The sequence below is a fragment of the Allostella sp. genome (genome assembly GCF_041913585.1).
GTDB lineage: Bacteria > Pseudomonadota > Alphaproteobacteria > ATCC43930 > Allostellaceae > Allostella.
On record NZ_JAYSFE010000001.1, the window covers coordinates 42,932 to 56,064 of the forward strand.

16 protein-coding genes are annotated in these 13,133 nt (G+C 70.1%); 9 read left to right on the forward strand and 7 right to left on the reverse strand.

Annotated features, from left to right (window positions below; all coding sequences use genetic code 11):
• The first annotated feature begins 58 nt into the window (after nucleotides 1-58).
• The 3 genes from ACE3Q3_RS00220 (at nucleotide 59) to ACE3Q3_RS00230 (ending at nucleotide 2,662) form a co-directional block, all read left to right on the forward strand.
• A complete protein-coding gene (locus ACE3Q3_RS00220; RefSeq protein WP_374440019.1) occupies nucleotides 59-754 on the forward strand; it encodes a dienelactone hydrolase family protein in 696 nt (231 codons plus the stop codon).
• A gap of 30 nt (nucleotides 755-784) precedes the next feature.
• Nucleotides 785-1,759 (forward strand): quinone oxidoreductase, encoded by a 975-nt coding sequence (locus tag ACE3Q3_RS00225; RefSeq protein WP_374440022.1) that lies wholly within the window; start codon nucleotides 785-787, stop codon nucleotides 1,757-1,759.
• Between the two features lie 81 nt (nucleotides 1,760-1,840).
• Nucleotides 1,841-2,662: a sulfite exporter TauE/SafE family protein gene (locus tag ACE3Q3_RS00230; protein WP_374440026.1), complete on the forward strand. Its 822-nt coding sequence runs from the start codon at nucleotides 1,841-1,843 to the stop codon at nucleotides 2,660-2,662.
• 18 nt (nucleotides 2,663-2,680) lie between these two features.
• Here the strand turns inward: ACE3Q3_RS00230 and rho are convergent, their stop codons facing one another.
• The 4 genes from rho to hemE all read right to left on the reverse strand — a co-directional run bounded on the left by rho (nucleotide 2,681) and on the right by hemE (nucleotide 6,690).
• The gene (gene rho / locus ACE3Q3_RS00235; protein ID WP_374440028.1) at nucleotides 2,681-3,937 is read right to left on the reverse strand and encodes a transcription termination factor Rho; all 1,257 of its coding nucleotides are present in this window, start codon (nucleotides 3,935-3,937) and stop codon (nucleotides 2,681-2,683) included.
• Between the two features lie 224 nt (nucleotides 3,938-4,161).
• The gene (hemJ, locus tag ACE3Q3_RS00240; protein ID WP_374440030.1) at nucleotides 4,162-4,611 is read right to left on the reverse strand and encodes a protoporphyrinogen oxidase HemJ; all 450 of its coding nucleotides are present in this window, start codon (nucleotides 4,609-4,611) and stop codon (nucleotides 4,162-4,164) included.
• A complete protein-coding gene (gene hemH, locus ACE3Q3_RS00245; RefSeq protein ID WP_374440032.1) occupies nucleotides 4,608-5,651 on the reverse strand; it encodes a ferrochelatase in 1,044 nt (347 codons plus the stop codon). The genes hemJ and hemH overlap by 4 nt, the downstream gene beginning before the upstream one ends.
• A 4-nt stretch (nucleotides 5,652-5,655) precedes the next feature.
• Entirely contained in the window at nucleotides 5,656-6,690 is a 1,035-nt protein-coding gene (gene hemE / locus ACE3Q3_RS00250; protein ID WP_374440034.1) for a uroporphyrinogen decarboxylase, read from the reverse strand.
• A gap of 386 nt (nucleotides 6,691-7,076) precedes the next feature.
• Here hemE and ACE3Q3_RS00255 point away from each other — a divergent pair, with 386 nt between their 5' ends.
• The 5 genes from ACE3Q3_RS00255 to dnaQ all read left to right on the forward strand — a co-directional run bounded on the left by ACE3Q3_RS00255 (nucleotide 7,077) and on the right by dnaQ (nucleotide 10,650).
• Nucleotides 7,077-7,901: a pyruvate, water dikinase regulatory protein gene (locus ACE3Q3_RS00255; RefSeq protein ID WP_374440037.1), complete on the forward strand. Its 825-nt coding sequence runs from the start codon at nucleotides 7,077-7,079 to the stop codon at nucleotides 7,899-7,901.
• Between the two features lie 68 nt (nucleotides 7,902-7,969).
• Nucleotides 7,970-8,524 (forward strand): nucleoside triphosphate pyrophosphatase, encoded by a 555-nt coding sequence (locus ACE3Q3_RS00260; protein WP_374440040.1) that lies wholly within the window; start codon nucleotides 7,970-7,972, stop codon nucleotides 8,522-8,524.
• On the forward strand, nucleotides 8,521-9,354 hold the full coding sequence (locus tag ACE3Q3_RS00265; protein ID WP_374440042.1) for a shikimate dehydrogenase: 834 nt from the start codon (nucleotides 8,521-8,523) through the stop codon (nucleotides 9,352-9,354). Before ACE3Q3_RS00260 ends, ACE3Q3_RS00265 begins: the two co-directional genes overlap by 4 nt.
• 5 nt (nucleotides 9,355-9,359) lie before the next feature.
• Nucleotides 9,360-9,983, forward strand: a complete 624-nt coding sequence (coaE, locus tag ACE3Q3_RS00270) for a dephospho-CoA kinase (protein WP_374440045.1) — start codon at nucleotides 9,360-9,362, stop codon at nucleotides 9,981-9,983.
• Nucleotides 9,976-10,650 (forward strand): DNA polymerase III subunit epsilon, encoded by a 675-nt coding sequence (dnaQ, locus tag ACE3Q3_RS00275; RefSeq protein WP_374440048.1) that lies wholly within the window; start codon nucleotides 9,976-9,978, stop codon nucleotides 10,648-10,650. The genes coaE and dnaQ overlap by 8 nt, the downstream gene beginning before the upstream one ends.
• Before the next feature lie 28 nt (nucleotides 10,651-10,678).
• Here the strand turns inward: dnaQ and secB are convergent, their stop codons facing one another.
• The 3 genes from secB to ACE3Q3_RS00290 all read right to left on the reverse strand — a co-directional run bounded on the left by secB (nucleotide 10,679) and on the right by ACE3Q3_RS00290 (nucleotide 12,304).
• On the reverse strand, nucleotides 10,679-11,167 hold the full coding sequence (secB, locus tag ACE3Q3_RS00280) for a protein-export chaperone SecB (RefSeq protein WP_374440050.1): 489 nt from the start codon (nucleotides 11,165-11,167) through the stop codon (nucleotides 10,679-10,681).
• A 68-nt stretch (nucleotides 11,168-11,235) separates the two neighbouring features.
• Nucleotides 11,236-11,781, reverse strand: coding sequence for a histidine phosphatase family protein (locus ACE3Q3_RS00285; protein ID WP_374440053.1), 546 nt, complete (start codon nucleotides 11,779-11,781; stop codon nucleotides 11,236-11,238).
• Between the two features lie 16 nt (nucleotides 11,782-11,797).
• Complete coding sequence (locus ACE3Q3_RS00290; RefSeq protein WP_374440055.1) at nucleotides 11,798-12,304, reverse strand: FxsA family protein; 507 nt, start codon at nucleotides 12,302-12,304, stop codon at nucleotides 11,798-11,800.
• Nucleotides 12,305-12,413: 109 nt separating this feature from the next.
• Here ACE3Q3_RS00290 and ACE3Q3_RS00295 point away from each other — a divergent pair, with 109 nt between their 5' ends.
• Complete coding sequence (locus tag ACE3Q3_RS00295; RefSeq protein ID WP_374440058.1) at nucleotides 12,414-13,133, forward strand: Tim44/TimA family putative adaptor protein; 720 nt, start codon at nucleotides 12,414-12,416, stop codon at nucleotides 13,131-13,133.

A 13,133-nucleotide genomic window follows, 5' to 3' on the forward strand; every position in this document is an offset into this window, starting at 1 on the left:
CCGCTTCGTTAGGGTTCCGGTCCCTTTCGGGACCCAATGCAGGATCGGAGGATTGCCCATGCCCGACATCTCCATCGACGCCATCGGTGGCGGTTCCTTCACCGGCTACCTGTCGCTGCCGAAGGGCAACCGCGGCCCCGGCGTCGTCGTCATCCAGGAAGTGTTCGGCGTCAACCAGGTGATGCGGGAGATTTCGGACGAGATCGCCGCGCTCGGCTATGTCGCGCTCTGTCCCGACCTCTTCTGGCGCCAGGAGCCCGGCGTCCAGATCACCGACAAGACCGATGCCGAATGGCAGAAGGCCTTCCAGCTCTTCGGCGGCTTCGACGTCGACAAGGGCGTCGGCGACCTCATCGCGACGATGAACCATCTCCGCGCCCGTCCGGAATGCACCGGCAAGGTCGGCACCGTCGGCTATTGCCTCGGCGGCAAGCTCGCCTATCTCATGGCGGCCCGCTCCGATGCCGACTGCAACGTCTCCTATTACGGCGTCGGTCTCGATGCGCTCCTCGGCGAGGCCAAGTCGATCTCCAGGCCGCTCCTGATGCACGTTGCAGAGAAGGACAAGTTCGTGCCGCCCGAAGCCCAGGCCAAGGTCAAGGTCGGCCTGGCGGGCCATCCGCACGTCACTCTCCATTCCTATCCGAACGTCGACCACGCCTTCGCGCGCATCGGCGGGCAGCATTACGACCGGGCGGCGGCCGACCTCGCCAACGGGCGCACCCGCGACTTCTTCAAGACCCATCTCGGCTGAGTGCCGGGCGAACGTTCGGAGGACATCACCATGGCGCATGCGATCCGCTTCCACGAGACGGGCGGGCCCGAAGTCCTGAAGTGGGAAGAGGTCCCGGTCGGCGAGCCTGGCCCCGGCCAGATCCGAGTGCGCAACAGCGCGGTCGGCCTCAACTACATCGACACCTATCACCGCAGCGGCCTCTACAAGGTGCCGCTGCCGTCCGGCATCGGCCTCGAGGGCGCGGGCACCGTGACCGCGGTCGGGCCCGACGTCGCCGGCATCAAGGTCGGCGACCGGGTCGGCTATGGTTCGGGACCGCTCGGCGCCTACTCGACCGAGCGCCTCACCGCCGCCGACCGCTGCATCGTGCTGCCGGACGGCCTGTCGGACGAAACCGCGGCCGCGATCATGCTCAAGGGCATGACCGCTCGCTACCTGCTGCGCCGGACCTACCGCGTCGGCGCCGGCGAGACGATCCTGGTCCATGCCGCCGCCGGCGGGGTCGGTCTCATCATGTGCCAGTGGGCCAAGCACCTGGGCGCCACGGTCATCGGCACGGTCGGCTCGGACGAGAAGGCGGCGCTGGCCAAGGCCCATGGCTGCGACCACCCGATCGTCTACACCCGCGAGAACTTCACCGCGCGGGTGAAGGAGATCACCGGCGGCAAGGGCGTTCCCGTCGTCTATGACAGCGTCGGCAAGGACACCTTCATGGGATCGCTCGACTGCCTGCAGCCGCTCGGCACCATGGTCACCTTCGGCAACGCCTCGGGCCCGGTCACCGGGCTCGACACCGGGGTCCTCGCCGCCAAGGGCTCGCTCTTCCTCACCCGGCCGACGCTGATGACCTACACCGCCAAGCGTTCGGACCTCGAGGAGACCGCGAAGGATCTCTTCGACGTCGTGCTGCGGGGCGCGGTCAGGATCGAGATCGCCCAGCGCTATGCGCTGAAGGATGCCGCCCAGGCCCACCGCGACCTCGAGAGCCGCAAGACCACCGGCTCCACCCTCCTGATGCCGTGATCCTGCCGGCATAGTCCCTGCAACCGGGACGGCGGCGATCCCAGCGATCGCCGCCGTCGCCGTTTCCTGACAGTGCATTCCATGACCGATCCCATGTTCCTGCTGACGCTGGCCCTTGCGGCCGGCATCGTCGGCGCCGTCGCCGGCTTCCTCGCCGGCCTGCTCGGCGTCGGCGGCGGCATCGTCATCGTGCCGATGCTCTACATCGCCCTTGGCCTGCTCGAGGTCGACGAGTCCGTCCGCATGCACACGGCCGTCGCGACCTCGCTCGCCACCCTCATCCCGACGGCCTGGAACTCGATGCGCTCGCACCGCGCCAAGGGCGCGGTGGACGACGCCTTCCTGAAGTCGTGGGGACCGTGGATCCTGGCCGGGGCCGCGGTCGGCATCCTGATCGGCGGCGGCGCCAGGCCCGCCGTGCTCACCGGCGTCTTCGGCATCGTCGCGTTGGTGGTCGCGCTCCACATGGCGCTGGTCAGCGGCGAGACGCGGATCGCCGACCATATCCCGACCGGGCTCGGCCGCATCCCGATGGCGCTCGGCATCGGCGGCTTCTCCGCCATCATGGGGATCGGCGGCGGCACCCTCGCAGTGCCGACACTGACGCTCTTCAACTACCCGATCCGCCGTGCCATCGGCACCTCGTCGGCGGTCGGCCTCATCGTCGGGATTCCGGGCGCGATCGGCTTCGTCGTCGCCGGCTGGGGGGAGCCGGACCGACTGCCCTGGTCGCTCGGCTATGTCAGCCTGGTCGGGTTCGCCCTGCTGGCGCCGACCCAGACCCTGATGGCGCCGGTCGGTGCCCGTCTCGCCCACGCCATCCCGCAGGCGGCGATGCGGCGGGTCTTCGCCGCCTTCCTCGCCATCGTCTCGGCCCGCATGCTGTGGAGCGCGTTCGGCTGAGCGCGCTCCACAGCACGCTCAGGTGTTCATCTGGTCGAAGAAGTCGTTGTTCGTCTTGGAGTGCTTCAGCTTGTCGACGAGGAACTCGATGGCGTCGACGACGCCCATCGGCATCAGGATGCGGCGCAGCACCCACATCTTCTGCAGCACCTTCTTGTCGACGAGCAGTTCTTCCTTGCGGGTGCCCGACTTGGTGATGTCGATCGCAGGGAAGGTGCGCTTGTCGGAGATCTTGCGGTCGAGGATGATCTCCGAATTTCCGGTGCCCTTGAACTCTTCGAAGATGACCTCGTCCATGCGGCTGCCGGTGTCGATCAGCGCCGTGGCGACGATGGTGAGCGAACCGCCCTCCTCGATGTTGCGGGCGGCGCCGAAGAACCGCTTGGGACGCTGCAGCGCATTGGCGTCGACGCCGCCCGTCAGCACCTTGCCCGAGGACGGCACGATGGTGTTGTAGGCGCGCGCGAGGCGGGTGATCGAATCGAGCAGGATGACGACGTCGCGCTTGTGCTCGACCAGGCGCTTGGCCTTCTCGATCACCATCTCCGCCACCTGGACATGGCGGATCGCCGGCTCGTCGAAGGTCGAACTGATGACCTCGCCCTTCACCGAGCGGGCCATGTCGGTCACTTCCTCCGGCCGCTCGTCGATCAGCAGGACGATGAGGTAGACCTCGGGATGGTTGCGCGAGATGGCGTGCGCGACATTCTGCAGCATCACCGTCTTGCCCGTCCGGGGCGGCGCGACGATCAGGCCGCGCTGCCCCTTGCCGAGCGGGGCGATGAGGTCGATGACGCGGGTCGTGTATTCCTTGCGCGTCGGATCCTCGATCTCCAGCTTCAGCCGCTCGTCGGGATAGAGCGGCGTCAGGTTGTCGAAGTTGATGCGGTGCCGGACCTTCTCCGGCTCCTCGAAGTTGATGGCGTTGACCTTGAGGAGCGCGAAGTACCGCTCGCCGTCCTTCGGCGCGCGGATCTGCCCCTCGACGGTGTCGCCGGTGCGCAGGCCGAAGCGCCGCACCTGACTCGGGCTGACATAGATGTCGTCCGGCCCGGGCAGGTAGTTCGCCTCCGGCGAGCGCAGGAAGCCGAAGCCGTCCTGCAGCACCTCGAGCACGCCGTCGCCGTAGATCGCAACGTCGTTGTCCGCCAACTGCTTCAGGATCGCGAACATCATGTCCTGGCGACGCAGGCTGCTCGCGTTCTCGATCTGCAGTTCTTCGGCATAAGCCAGAAGATCGGCGGGTGACTTGCGCTTGAGTTCTTGCAGGTTCATCCGGGGAACCCTGGACGGTGATGAAGTAAAGGGACCCGTCTTCCTGCCTCATATGCGCCGGACTTCGGCTGGGTTGCCGGCCGGGCCGCAGCCGTTGTCGGCCGCTTGTTCGATGGCAGGGAGTGGGGTGAAGAGACGCCGGACGAGCGGCGCTGCCGGCTAGTTAGCCAGACATGGGAAAGAAGTCAAACGCAAACAAGCCCTTGCGTATGGAATGTGCGTCCTCAGAAGGGTCGGACGACGACCAGCACGACGATGGCGATCATGAGGAGCGTCGGCACCTCGTTCTGCATCCGGAAGAATCGCGCCGGCCGCCGGTTGCGGTCCTGGTCGAACTCCTTCCGCCAGCTCGCCTGCCGGTGGTGGTGCCAGGTCAGAACGGCGACCAGAGCGAGCTTCGCGTAGATCCACCCGGCCTGCCAGTCGACGATGCCGGGCGTGAACAGCACGGCGGCGCCGAACAGATAGGCGGCGATCATCGCCGGGTTCATGATCGCCCGCAGCAGCCGGCGCTCCATGACCTTGAAGGTCTCGGACTGGGCCGATCCCGGCTCTGCGGCACAGTGATAGACGAAGAGCCGCGGCAGATAGAGCAGGCCGGCCATCCAGGCGATGACGGCGATGATGTGGAGCGCCTTCGTCCAGGGATAGACGGCGATCAGGAGGTCGCTCACGGCGACACCTCGACGGCGATGGGACAGCCGCCATGAGCGGCGGGACAGAGACGCCGCCCCTCGGGCGGGACCCATCCGGGCGACCGTCCCGCCGCATCCCGGACGAGATCGGCCAACCCGGCGACGAAGGCGGCCCGCACGCCGACCGTGGGCACGCGCACGTAGGTCCGGACGCCGGCCTCGTCCGCCAGCTCGCGATACTCGATGTCGAGTTCGACCAGGGTCTCGGAATGCTCCGAGACGAAGGCGATCGGCACGACCACGATCCCCAGCCCGTCGGCGCCGGCACGGCGGATCTCGTCCTCGGTCGAGGGCCCGATCCAGGCCAGCGGACCGACCCGGCTCTGGTAGCACACGACCCACTCTCCGGCGCCGAGGCCGGCGCGTTCGGCGACCATGGCGGCGGTCCGTTCGACCTGCCACTGGTATGGGTCGCCCGCCGCGACGATCTTCTCCGGCAGCCCGTGGGCGGAGAACAGCACCCGGCTCGGGCCCGATTCGCGCGCCATCGCCAGACCCTCGCGGACGAGTTCCGCCTCCGCCGCGACCAGTCCGCGTTCGAGCGGATAGCAGCACACGGACGAGGTCGGCGCCCGTATCGCCGCCCGGCGCGCCGCCCGGGCCCAGTCGGCCAACGACGACGCCGTCGTCGTGGTCGAGAATTGCGGGTAGAGCGGCAGCAGCACGACCCGGTCGGGTGCGAAGGCTGCGACCGCCCGGGCCGTCTCGGCCGCGAACGGATGCCAGTAGCGCATCGCGACGAAGACACGGACCTCTCCGAGGTCGGCCAGCGCCGTCTCCAGCGCCCGGGCCTGGGCCTCGGTGTTGGCCAGCAGCGGCGAGCCGCCGCCGAGCCGCGCGTAGTTCTCCCGGGCGATCGGCGCGCGGCGCCGGGCGATGACGCGCGCCAGCAGCCAGCGAAGTGGCCCGGGCACGCGGATGATGGCGGGATCGCTGAAGAGGTTGACGAGGAACGGCTGCACCGCGGCCGGCCCATCCGGGCCGCCGAGGTTGAAGAGGACGACCGCGAGCCGTGCCATCGCGTCAGGCCTCCCCACGCAGCACGGCGACGGCCCGGGCGACATGCTCGGGCGGCGTCTCCGGGACGATGCCGTGGCCGAGGTTGAAGACGAACGGGTGGCCCGCCATCGCGCTCCGGATCCGGCGCACCTGCGCGTCGAGGCCGGAACCGCCGGCGACCAGCCATCGCGGATCGAGATTCCCCTGCAGGCAGACGTCCGGCATCGCGGACCTCGCCCATTCGAGCGGCACCGCGGTGTCGAGACCGACCGCATCGACCCCTGATCCGCTCGCATAGGAGGGGATCGAAGCCCCCGCGCCGCGCGGAAATCCGATCACCGGCACGTCCGGATGGCTGTCGCGGATTGCCGTCACGATCCGGGCGGTGGGCGCGGTCGACCAGCGCTCGAAGGCATCGGGCGGGAGGGCACCGGCCCAGGAATCGAAGATCTGCAGCGCTTCGGCGCCGGCGTCGGCCTGGGCGCGGAGATAGTGGATGGTGGCGTCGACGAGGCGGTCGATCAGGCGGTCGAAACGCTCCGGCGCGCGAAAGGCCCAGTCCTTGGTCCGGGCAAAGTCCCGGCTCGAGCCGCCCTCGACCATGTAGGTCGCCACCGTCCATGGCGCGCCGGCGAAGCCGATCAGGGTGACCGCCGGCGGAAGTGCGGCCTTGACGCGCCGGACCGTCTCCAGGATCGGCGCGATGCGAGCCGAAAACCGACCGGCGGCGAACTCCGGCAGCGGGTCGTCGGGGCCGGTCGGCGTCAGTACCGGTCCCTCGCCCTGGCGGAACGCGACCGCGATGCCGAGGCCATGGGGGACGATCAGGATGTCCGAGAAGAGAATGGCCCCGTCCATGGCATAGCGGCGGATCGGTTGCAGCGTCACCTCGGCCGCGCGGACCGGATCGAGGCAGAGGTCCATGAAACTGCCGGCCTGGCTGCGGAGGGCCCGGTACTCGGGCAGGTAGCGACCTGCCTGGCGCATGAACCAGACCGGCGGCCGGTCCGGAACCGTGCCGTTCAGCGTGTCGAGCAGTGGTTTGCCGGTGCGTTTCATCCCCGTCCCCCGTTCCCTCCTACCTTCTAGAGCGAATCTCTTGAAGTGGTAGATGTTGTGGTGACGCGGTGGATGGTGGGGATTACCGAAGCCCGCACCCCGTCCCGAACTTGTCCACAGATTGCGACCGGCGACCCCGCGAGGAGTCGACAACCCGGCACGGACCCGCTCGAACAACCGCAAGCGCGGCGATTCCGCAAAGGGTGAAACCTGGGGATTGCCTCGCGGCGGCGACGGACGCCCCCGGCATTCCGGCCGCGTGGCGGAATCGATGGGACCCGCGCGAAGCGGCGAATGCTTCCCGCGAGGCGGGCATGCCGCGGCCGATGCCGAGGACGACGCTGGATTGTCCACAGCGCCGCAAAAACCGGGTAGGGTCGCCAGCCGTGGGCAAGACCTTCCATCTCCATCTGGTGTCGGACGCGACCGGCGAGACCGTGCACGGCCTGGCACGCGCCTGCGTGTCGCAGTTCGAGGACGTCGAACCGGTCGAGCACACCTGGTCGATGGTCCGGACGCGGGCCCAGGTCGAGCGGGTGATCGCCGGCATCGAGGCCAATCCCGGGGTCGTCCTCTTCACCCTGGTCGACGAGGCGCTGCGCGGGCTGCTCCAGGGCGCCTGCCGCCGGCTTCAGGTGCCGACGATCCCGATCCTCGATCCCATCATCGGCGCCTTCGCCAGCTATCTCGGGCGGCGCAGCCGCGGCCAGCCGGGGCGGCAACACGCGCTCGATGCCGAGTATTTCAACCGCATCGACGCGATGACCTTCGCGCTCGTCCATGACGACGGGCAGGGGCTGTGGAATCTCGATGCTGCCGACGTCGTGCTGACCGGCGTCTCGCGGACGTCCAAGACGCCGACCGCGATCTATCTCGCCAATCGCGGCATCAAGGTCGCCAACGTTCCGATCGTGCCGGGCGTGCCGCCGCCGGAGGAACTGTTCCAGGTCACGCGCCCGCTCGTCGTCGGCCTGACGAAGGATCCCGAAAGCCTGGTCGAGATTCGCCGCCAGCGGCTGCGCATGATCCAGGACCACGAGGGCGGCGACTATGTCGACCTCGAATCCGTGCGCCAGGAGATCGCCTTCGTCCGCCGCATGTGCAGCCAGCACCGGTGGCCGGTGATCGACGTCAGCCGCCGCTCGATCGAGGAAACCGCCGCCGCCATCATGCAGCTTCTGGCGCGTCGCCAGGGCACCCCCGCACCGTGACGCCGGGACCCGGCGCCGCGCCGCGGGCCAGCGGACTGATCCTCGCTTCAAGCAGCCGCACGCGGGCCATGCTGCTCGAAGCGGCCGGCGTGGCGTTCGAAATCGTCTCCTCCGCCGTCGACGAGGAGGAGATCAAGCGCAGCCTGCGCGGGGCCGGAGCGGACGCGGCCAGCGCGGCCGACGCCCTGGCGCTGGCGAAGGCCCGGCGCGTCTCGCAGCGGTATCCGGGCGCGCTGGTCGTCGGCGCCGACCAGATCCTCGAATGCGGCGGCCAGTGGTTCGACAAGCCGGCGGACATGGACCATGCGCGGGCGCATCTGGTGGCGCTGCGGGGGCGGACCCATGTGCTGGCGACCGGCGTCTGCGTCGTGCGCGACGGCGAGCGGCTCTGGCATGAGCGGGCCCGGCCGGCGCTGACGATGCGGGAATTCAGCGATCGGTTTCTCGATCACTACCTCGCCCTGGAGGGAACGGCCGTTCTGTCCTCGGTCGGGGCCTACCGGCTCGAGGGGCCGGGCGCCCAGCTCTTCGCCGCGATCGCGGGCGACCATTTCTCGATCCTCGGGCTGCCGCTGCTGCCGCTGCTCGACTTCCTGCGTCAACACGGGGTTCTGGAACGATGATGCTGACCGGCAAGGCGCGGCTCGCGGGGGTGATGGGCTGGCCGGTATCGCATTCGCGGTCGCCGCGCCTGCACGGGTACTGGCTCCAGCAATACGGGATCGACGGCGCCTACGTCCCCCTCGCGGTCCGGCCAGAGCGGGTGCAGGAGGCCGTGCGGGCGCTGCCGGTGCTCGGCTTCGCCGGCTGCAACCTGACGGTCCCGCACAAGGAGCTGGTGCTGCCGGCGCTCGACCGGATCGACGACCTGGCCCGGCGGATCGGGGCGGTGAACACCGTCGTCGTCTCCGCGGATGGCGCGCTCGAGGGCACGAACACCGATGCCTTCGGGTTCCTGGAGAGCCTGCGCGAGGCGGCACCGGAATGGTCGGCTGCCGCCGGCCCGGCCGCGATCGTCGGCGCCGGCGGCGCGGTGCGCGCGATCGTGGCGGCACTGCAGGACGTGGGCGTCCGCGACATCCGCATCGCCAACCGGACGCGGGCGCGGGCGGAGGCGCTGGCGGCCGACCTCGGCGGAATCACCGTCGTCGACTGGGCGGACCGTCGCGCCGCCCTCGACGGCGTCGGCCTGCTGGTCAACGGCACGACCCAGGGCATGACCGGCGAGCCGCCGCTCGATCTCGATCTCACCCTGCTGCCGCGCTCGGCGGTGGTCGCGGACATCGTCTATGTTCCGCTCGTCACGCCGCTGCTGGCGGCGGCGGCGGCACGCGGCAACCGCACGGTCGACGGCCTCGGCATGCTGCTGCACCAGGCCCGGCCCGGCTTCGAGCGCTGGTTCGGCCGGGCGCCGGAGGTGACCGCCGACCTGCGGCGGATCGTCCTGGGGTAGCCGGCTTGATCGTCCTCGGCCTCACCGGCTCGATCGGCATGGGCAAGTCGACGGCGGCCGCGATGTTCCGCCGCATGGGAGTGCCGATCCACGACGCCGACGCGGCGGTGCACCGGCTGCTCGCCGCCGGCGGGGCGGCGGTGGCGCCGATCGGCGCGGCCTTTCCGGGCGTCGTCCGCGACGGCGCCGTCGACCGTCTCGCGCTCGGCCGGATCGTGTTCGCCGATGCCGCCGCGCTGCGCCGCCTCGAGGCGATCGTGCATCCGCTCGTCCGCCGGTCGTCGCGGACCTTCCTGACGCGCCATCGCCGGCGGCGGACTGCGGTGGTGGTGCTCGACATCCCGCTGCTTTTCGAGAAGGGCAACGAACGGTACTGCGACCGGGTCGTGGTGGTGTCGGCGCCGTCCTTCCTGCAGCGGCAGCGGGTGCTGCGGCGACCGGGCATGACGGAGGCGCGATTCCGCGGAATCCTCGCCCAGCAGACGCCCGATGCCGAGAAGCGGCGACGCGCCGACTGGGTGGTGCCGACCGGCCTCGGCCGCGGATTCACCTGGCGGCGGCTGGCGGCTATCCTGCGCCGGACCTCGGCCGCCGGCGGCCGGATGCGACGGAGGCGGCCGCATGCGTGAGATCGTGCTCGATACCGAAACGACGGGCCTCGATCCGCGGGACGGCCACCGGCTGATCGAGGTCGCCTGCCTGGAACTGCACCACGGCGTGCGCACCGGGGCCGAGTACGTGTCGCGGATCAATCCGGAGCGCGCGGTCGATCCGGATGCCTATGCCGTGCACGGCATCTCGGATGCCGATCTCGTCGGCGCGCCGGTCTTCGCCGAGATGTGTGCCGACTTTCTCGATTTCATCGGCGACGATCCGCTGGTCATCCACAACGCCGAATTCGACCTCCGCTTCGTGAACGCGGAGCTGGCGCGGATCGGCCACCCGCCGATCCCGCCGACCCGTGCGGTCGATACCCTGACCATGGCGCGCCGCCGCTTTCCCGGCGCGCCGGCGAGCCTGGACGCGCTGTGCCGTCGCTTCGGGATCGACACCAGCGCCCGCGTCCGGCACGGCGCCCGGCTCGATGCGGAACTGCTGGCCGAAGTCTACCTGGAGCTGACCGGCGGTCGCCAGAAGGGCCTGGGGCTGACGGCCGAGACGACGATGGTGGTCGAGCGTCGCGTCGCGGTGGTGCGCGTGCCGCGCGCACCCCGTCCCCATGCCCCGACCGGGGCGGAGGCGGAGGCGCACGCGGCCTTCCTGAGGAAGATCAAGGGCGCGCTCTGGCTGGCGTGACGGACGGGGTGCCTTGCCCGCCGCCGGTTCAGGCGTGCGCGCTGCCGTTGCCGGGCCCGGCCTGCTGCTGCTGGGCTTCCTGCTGGCGACGGTAGAGGTCGGCGAAGTCGATCGGATTGAGGAGCAGCGGCGGGAACCCGCCTTCCCGCGTCGCGTCGCCGATGATCTGGCGGGCGAACGGGAAGAGCATGCGCGGAATCTCGATCAGCAGCACCGCGCCGTAATGTTCCTGCGGCAGGTCGGGGCCCAGCGTCACCACCGCGCCGTACTCGAGCTCGACGACGAAGGCGTTCTTCTCGTTGACGGTGGCCGTGGCCGAGACCGACAGCACGACCTCGAAGATGCTCTCGGCGAGGCTGCGGACCTTGACGTCGACCTTGACCTCGATCTGCGGCGGCTCGCGCAGCTCCGCCATGATCTGCGGCGCGTTCGGATTCTCGAACGACAGGTCGCGGATGTACTGGGCATTGATGGCGACGGGGGCGCCCGTTGCGGCGGCTGGATTCTGGTCGGTCATGGTCCCTCGGGGATGCGCGGCGGGGGCGCACTAGCACGGATCGTCCGGTCCGGCCAAGCCGCGCACGACTATTCGAACACGGTCGGCGCCGGAGCGTTGGGGTCGAATGGCACGACCGCGCCGTTGCCGACGCGCTTGCCCGTCAGGCCGCGGATGAACCCCCAGTGGGTAACCACCGCGACGTGCCGCCAGTCCTCGCGGGCTGCCATCGCGGCGCGGAAGCGCGCGCAGCGGTCGAGCAGCCGGTGCTCCGGCTCCTCCATCTCCGGCCACCAGCGCTCGTCGAGATGATCGAGGCCGAGATGCGGCCATCGGGCCTTGAGCTGGCTGGTCATCGAGCCGACGTCGCAGGCATAGGCCGCGCGCTCGCCGACGATGGGGTCCACCGTCAGCGGCAGCCCGAGGACGCCGCGGATGATCTCGGCGGTCTCGATCGCCCGGGTGTAGGGGCTGGCGACCAGCCGACGCACCGGCATGGCGGCGAGCGCTTCGGCGGCCAGCGCTGCCTGGCGGCGGCCCTCGTCCGTCAGCCGCGGATCGTGGATGCCGGGATCGACCCGCGTCACCGAAAAGGCCGCGTTGAACTCCGACTGGCCGTGTCGCACCAGGATCATCGTCGCATCCGTCTCGTCAAAGGGGGCCACTGCGCAGGGTCCGGCCCGGCGGGATCGGTTGCGCCGGCGGACCTGCCGGCGGCCGGCGCTCCGGCGCCGCCCCGTCGTCCACGATCACCGCATCGCCGTCGATGATCGGTCCCGGGCCGAAGCCGGGTCCGGCCGGGACCGGGCGGAATCGGCGGCCGATGGCCGCGCCGATGCGCCGGCGGACCGGCGGCAGCAGCAACGACAGGCCGAGGAGATCGGTGAGGAAGCCCGGAACCAGGAGCAGCATTCCGGCCAGGACCATCGTCGCGCCGCGCAGCATGGCCGCAACCGGCACGGCTGCCACCCCGTCCCCCGGCCGCAGCTGACGCAGCGCCGCCACCCCGCGCCCGCGGATGAGGAGAATGCCGAGAAGCGCCGCCGCCACGGTCGCCGCCAGCGTCGCCGCGACCCCGATGAGGTCGCCGACGACGAGGAACAAGGCGATCTCGATCAGCGGAATGGACAGGATAAGGAACGGAACCGTGGCGCGCATGCTTGCCTAGTCTGAGCCATGGTCCTATCTACACTGGATCGGGCCGTGTGCAAGCCATTGGGCGCGGGAGCCCGGACACACGGCATCCGGCGTCCCCGAGGCGGGTTCGATGAACAGCGGCTTCCAGCTCTTCGACATCATTCTCTTCGCGATGATCGCGGCCTTCCTGGTCCTGCGACTGCGCAGCGTGCTCGGCCGCCGTACCGGCAACGAGCGGCCGCCGCGGGACCTCTTCGGCTCCCGCCGCCGCGCCGAGGTCGACGACGGCAAGGTCGTGCCGCTGCCGCCGCGAGGCGACGGTGCCCGCGACGACGGGCCGGTGGCGGAGGCCGAGCGCGAGGGCGACATCGCGGCGCCGCGCGAGACCATGCCGAACAGCCCGGCCGCCGGGGCGGCCCAGATCCGGGCGGTCGATCCGAACTTCGATGCGGACAGCTTCGCCGAGGGCGCCCGTGCGGCGTTCGAGATGATCGTCGGAGCATTCGCCGCCGGCGACGTCCAGACGCTGCGGCCGTTGCTCAACGACGCGGTGTTCCAGCGCTTCTCGGACGCGGTGCGCGAGCGCGAACTGCAGAAGCAGACGCTGGAGACGACAATCGTGGCGATCAAGGCCGCCGACCTGCACGAGGCCCACCTCGAAGGCCGGACCGCCTTCGTCACCGTCCGCTTCGTCTCCGACCAGATCAACGTCGTTCGCGACGCTTCCGGAAAGGTCGTCGACGGTGAGCCCGGTCAGACCGTGGAACTGGTCGATCTCTGGACCTTTGCCCGCGACACCCGGTCGCGGGACCCGAACTGGCTGCTCGTCGCGACCGCGACGCCGCAATAG

Excerpts from the sequence above, each read along its gene's own strand:
- ACE3Q3_RS00220 (WP_374440019.1), top strand. The coding sequence starts at position 59 with ATGCCCGACATCTCCATCGACGCCATCGGTGGCGGTTCCTTCACCGGC.
- ACE3Q3_RS00225 (WP_374440022.1), top strand. The coding sequence starts at position 785 with ATGGCGCATGCGATCCGCTTCCACGAGACGGGCGGGCCCGAAGTCCTG.
- ACE3Q3_RS00230 (WP_374440026.1), top strand. The coding sequence starts at position 1,841 with ATGACCGATCCCATGTTCCTGCTGACGCTGGCCCTTGCGGCCGGCATC.
- rho (WP_374440028.1), bottom strand. The coding sequence starts at position 3,937 with ATGAACCTGCAAGAACTCAAGCGCAAGTCACCCGCCGATCTTCTGGCT.
- hemH (WP_374440032.1), bottom strand. The coding sequence starts at position 5,651 with ATGGCACGGCTCGCGGTCGTCCTCTTCAACCTCGGCGGCCCGGATGGG.
- hemE (WP_374440034.1), bottom strand. The coding sequence starts at position 6,690 with ATGAAACGCACCGGCAAACCACTGCTCGACACGCTGAACGGCACGGTT.
- ACE3Q3_RS00260 (WP_374440040.1), top strand. The coding sequence starts at position 7,970 with ATGCTGCTCGAAGCGGCCGGCGTGGCGTTCGAAATCGTCTCCTCCGCC.
- ACE3Q3_RS00265 (WP_374440042.1), top strand. The coding sequence starts at position 8,521 with ATGATGCTGACCGGCAAGGCGCGGCTCGCGGGGGTGATGGGCTGGCCG.
- dnaQ (WP_374440048.1), top strand. The coding sequence starts at position 9,976 with ATGCGTGAGATCGTGCTCGATACCGAAACGACGGGCCTCGATCCGCGG.
- secB (WP_374440050.1), bottom strand. The coding sequence starts at position 11,167 with ATGACCGACCAGAATCCAGCCGCCGCAACGGGCGCCCCCGTCGCCATC.
- ACE3Q3_RS00285 (WP_374440053.1), bottom strand. The coding sequence starts at position 11,781 with ATGATCCTGGTGCGACACGGCCAGTCGGAGTTCAACGCGGCCTTTTCG.
- ACE3Q3_RS00290 (WP_374440055.1), bottom strand. The coding sequence starts at position 12,304 with ATGCGCGCCACGGTTCCGTTCCTTATCCTGTCCATTCCGCTGATCGAG.
- ACE3Q3_RS00295 (WP_374440058.1), top strand. The coding sequence starts at position 12,414 with ATGAACAGCGGCTTCCAGCTCTTCGACATCATTCTCTTCGCGATGATC.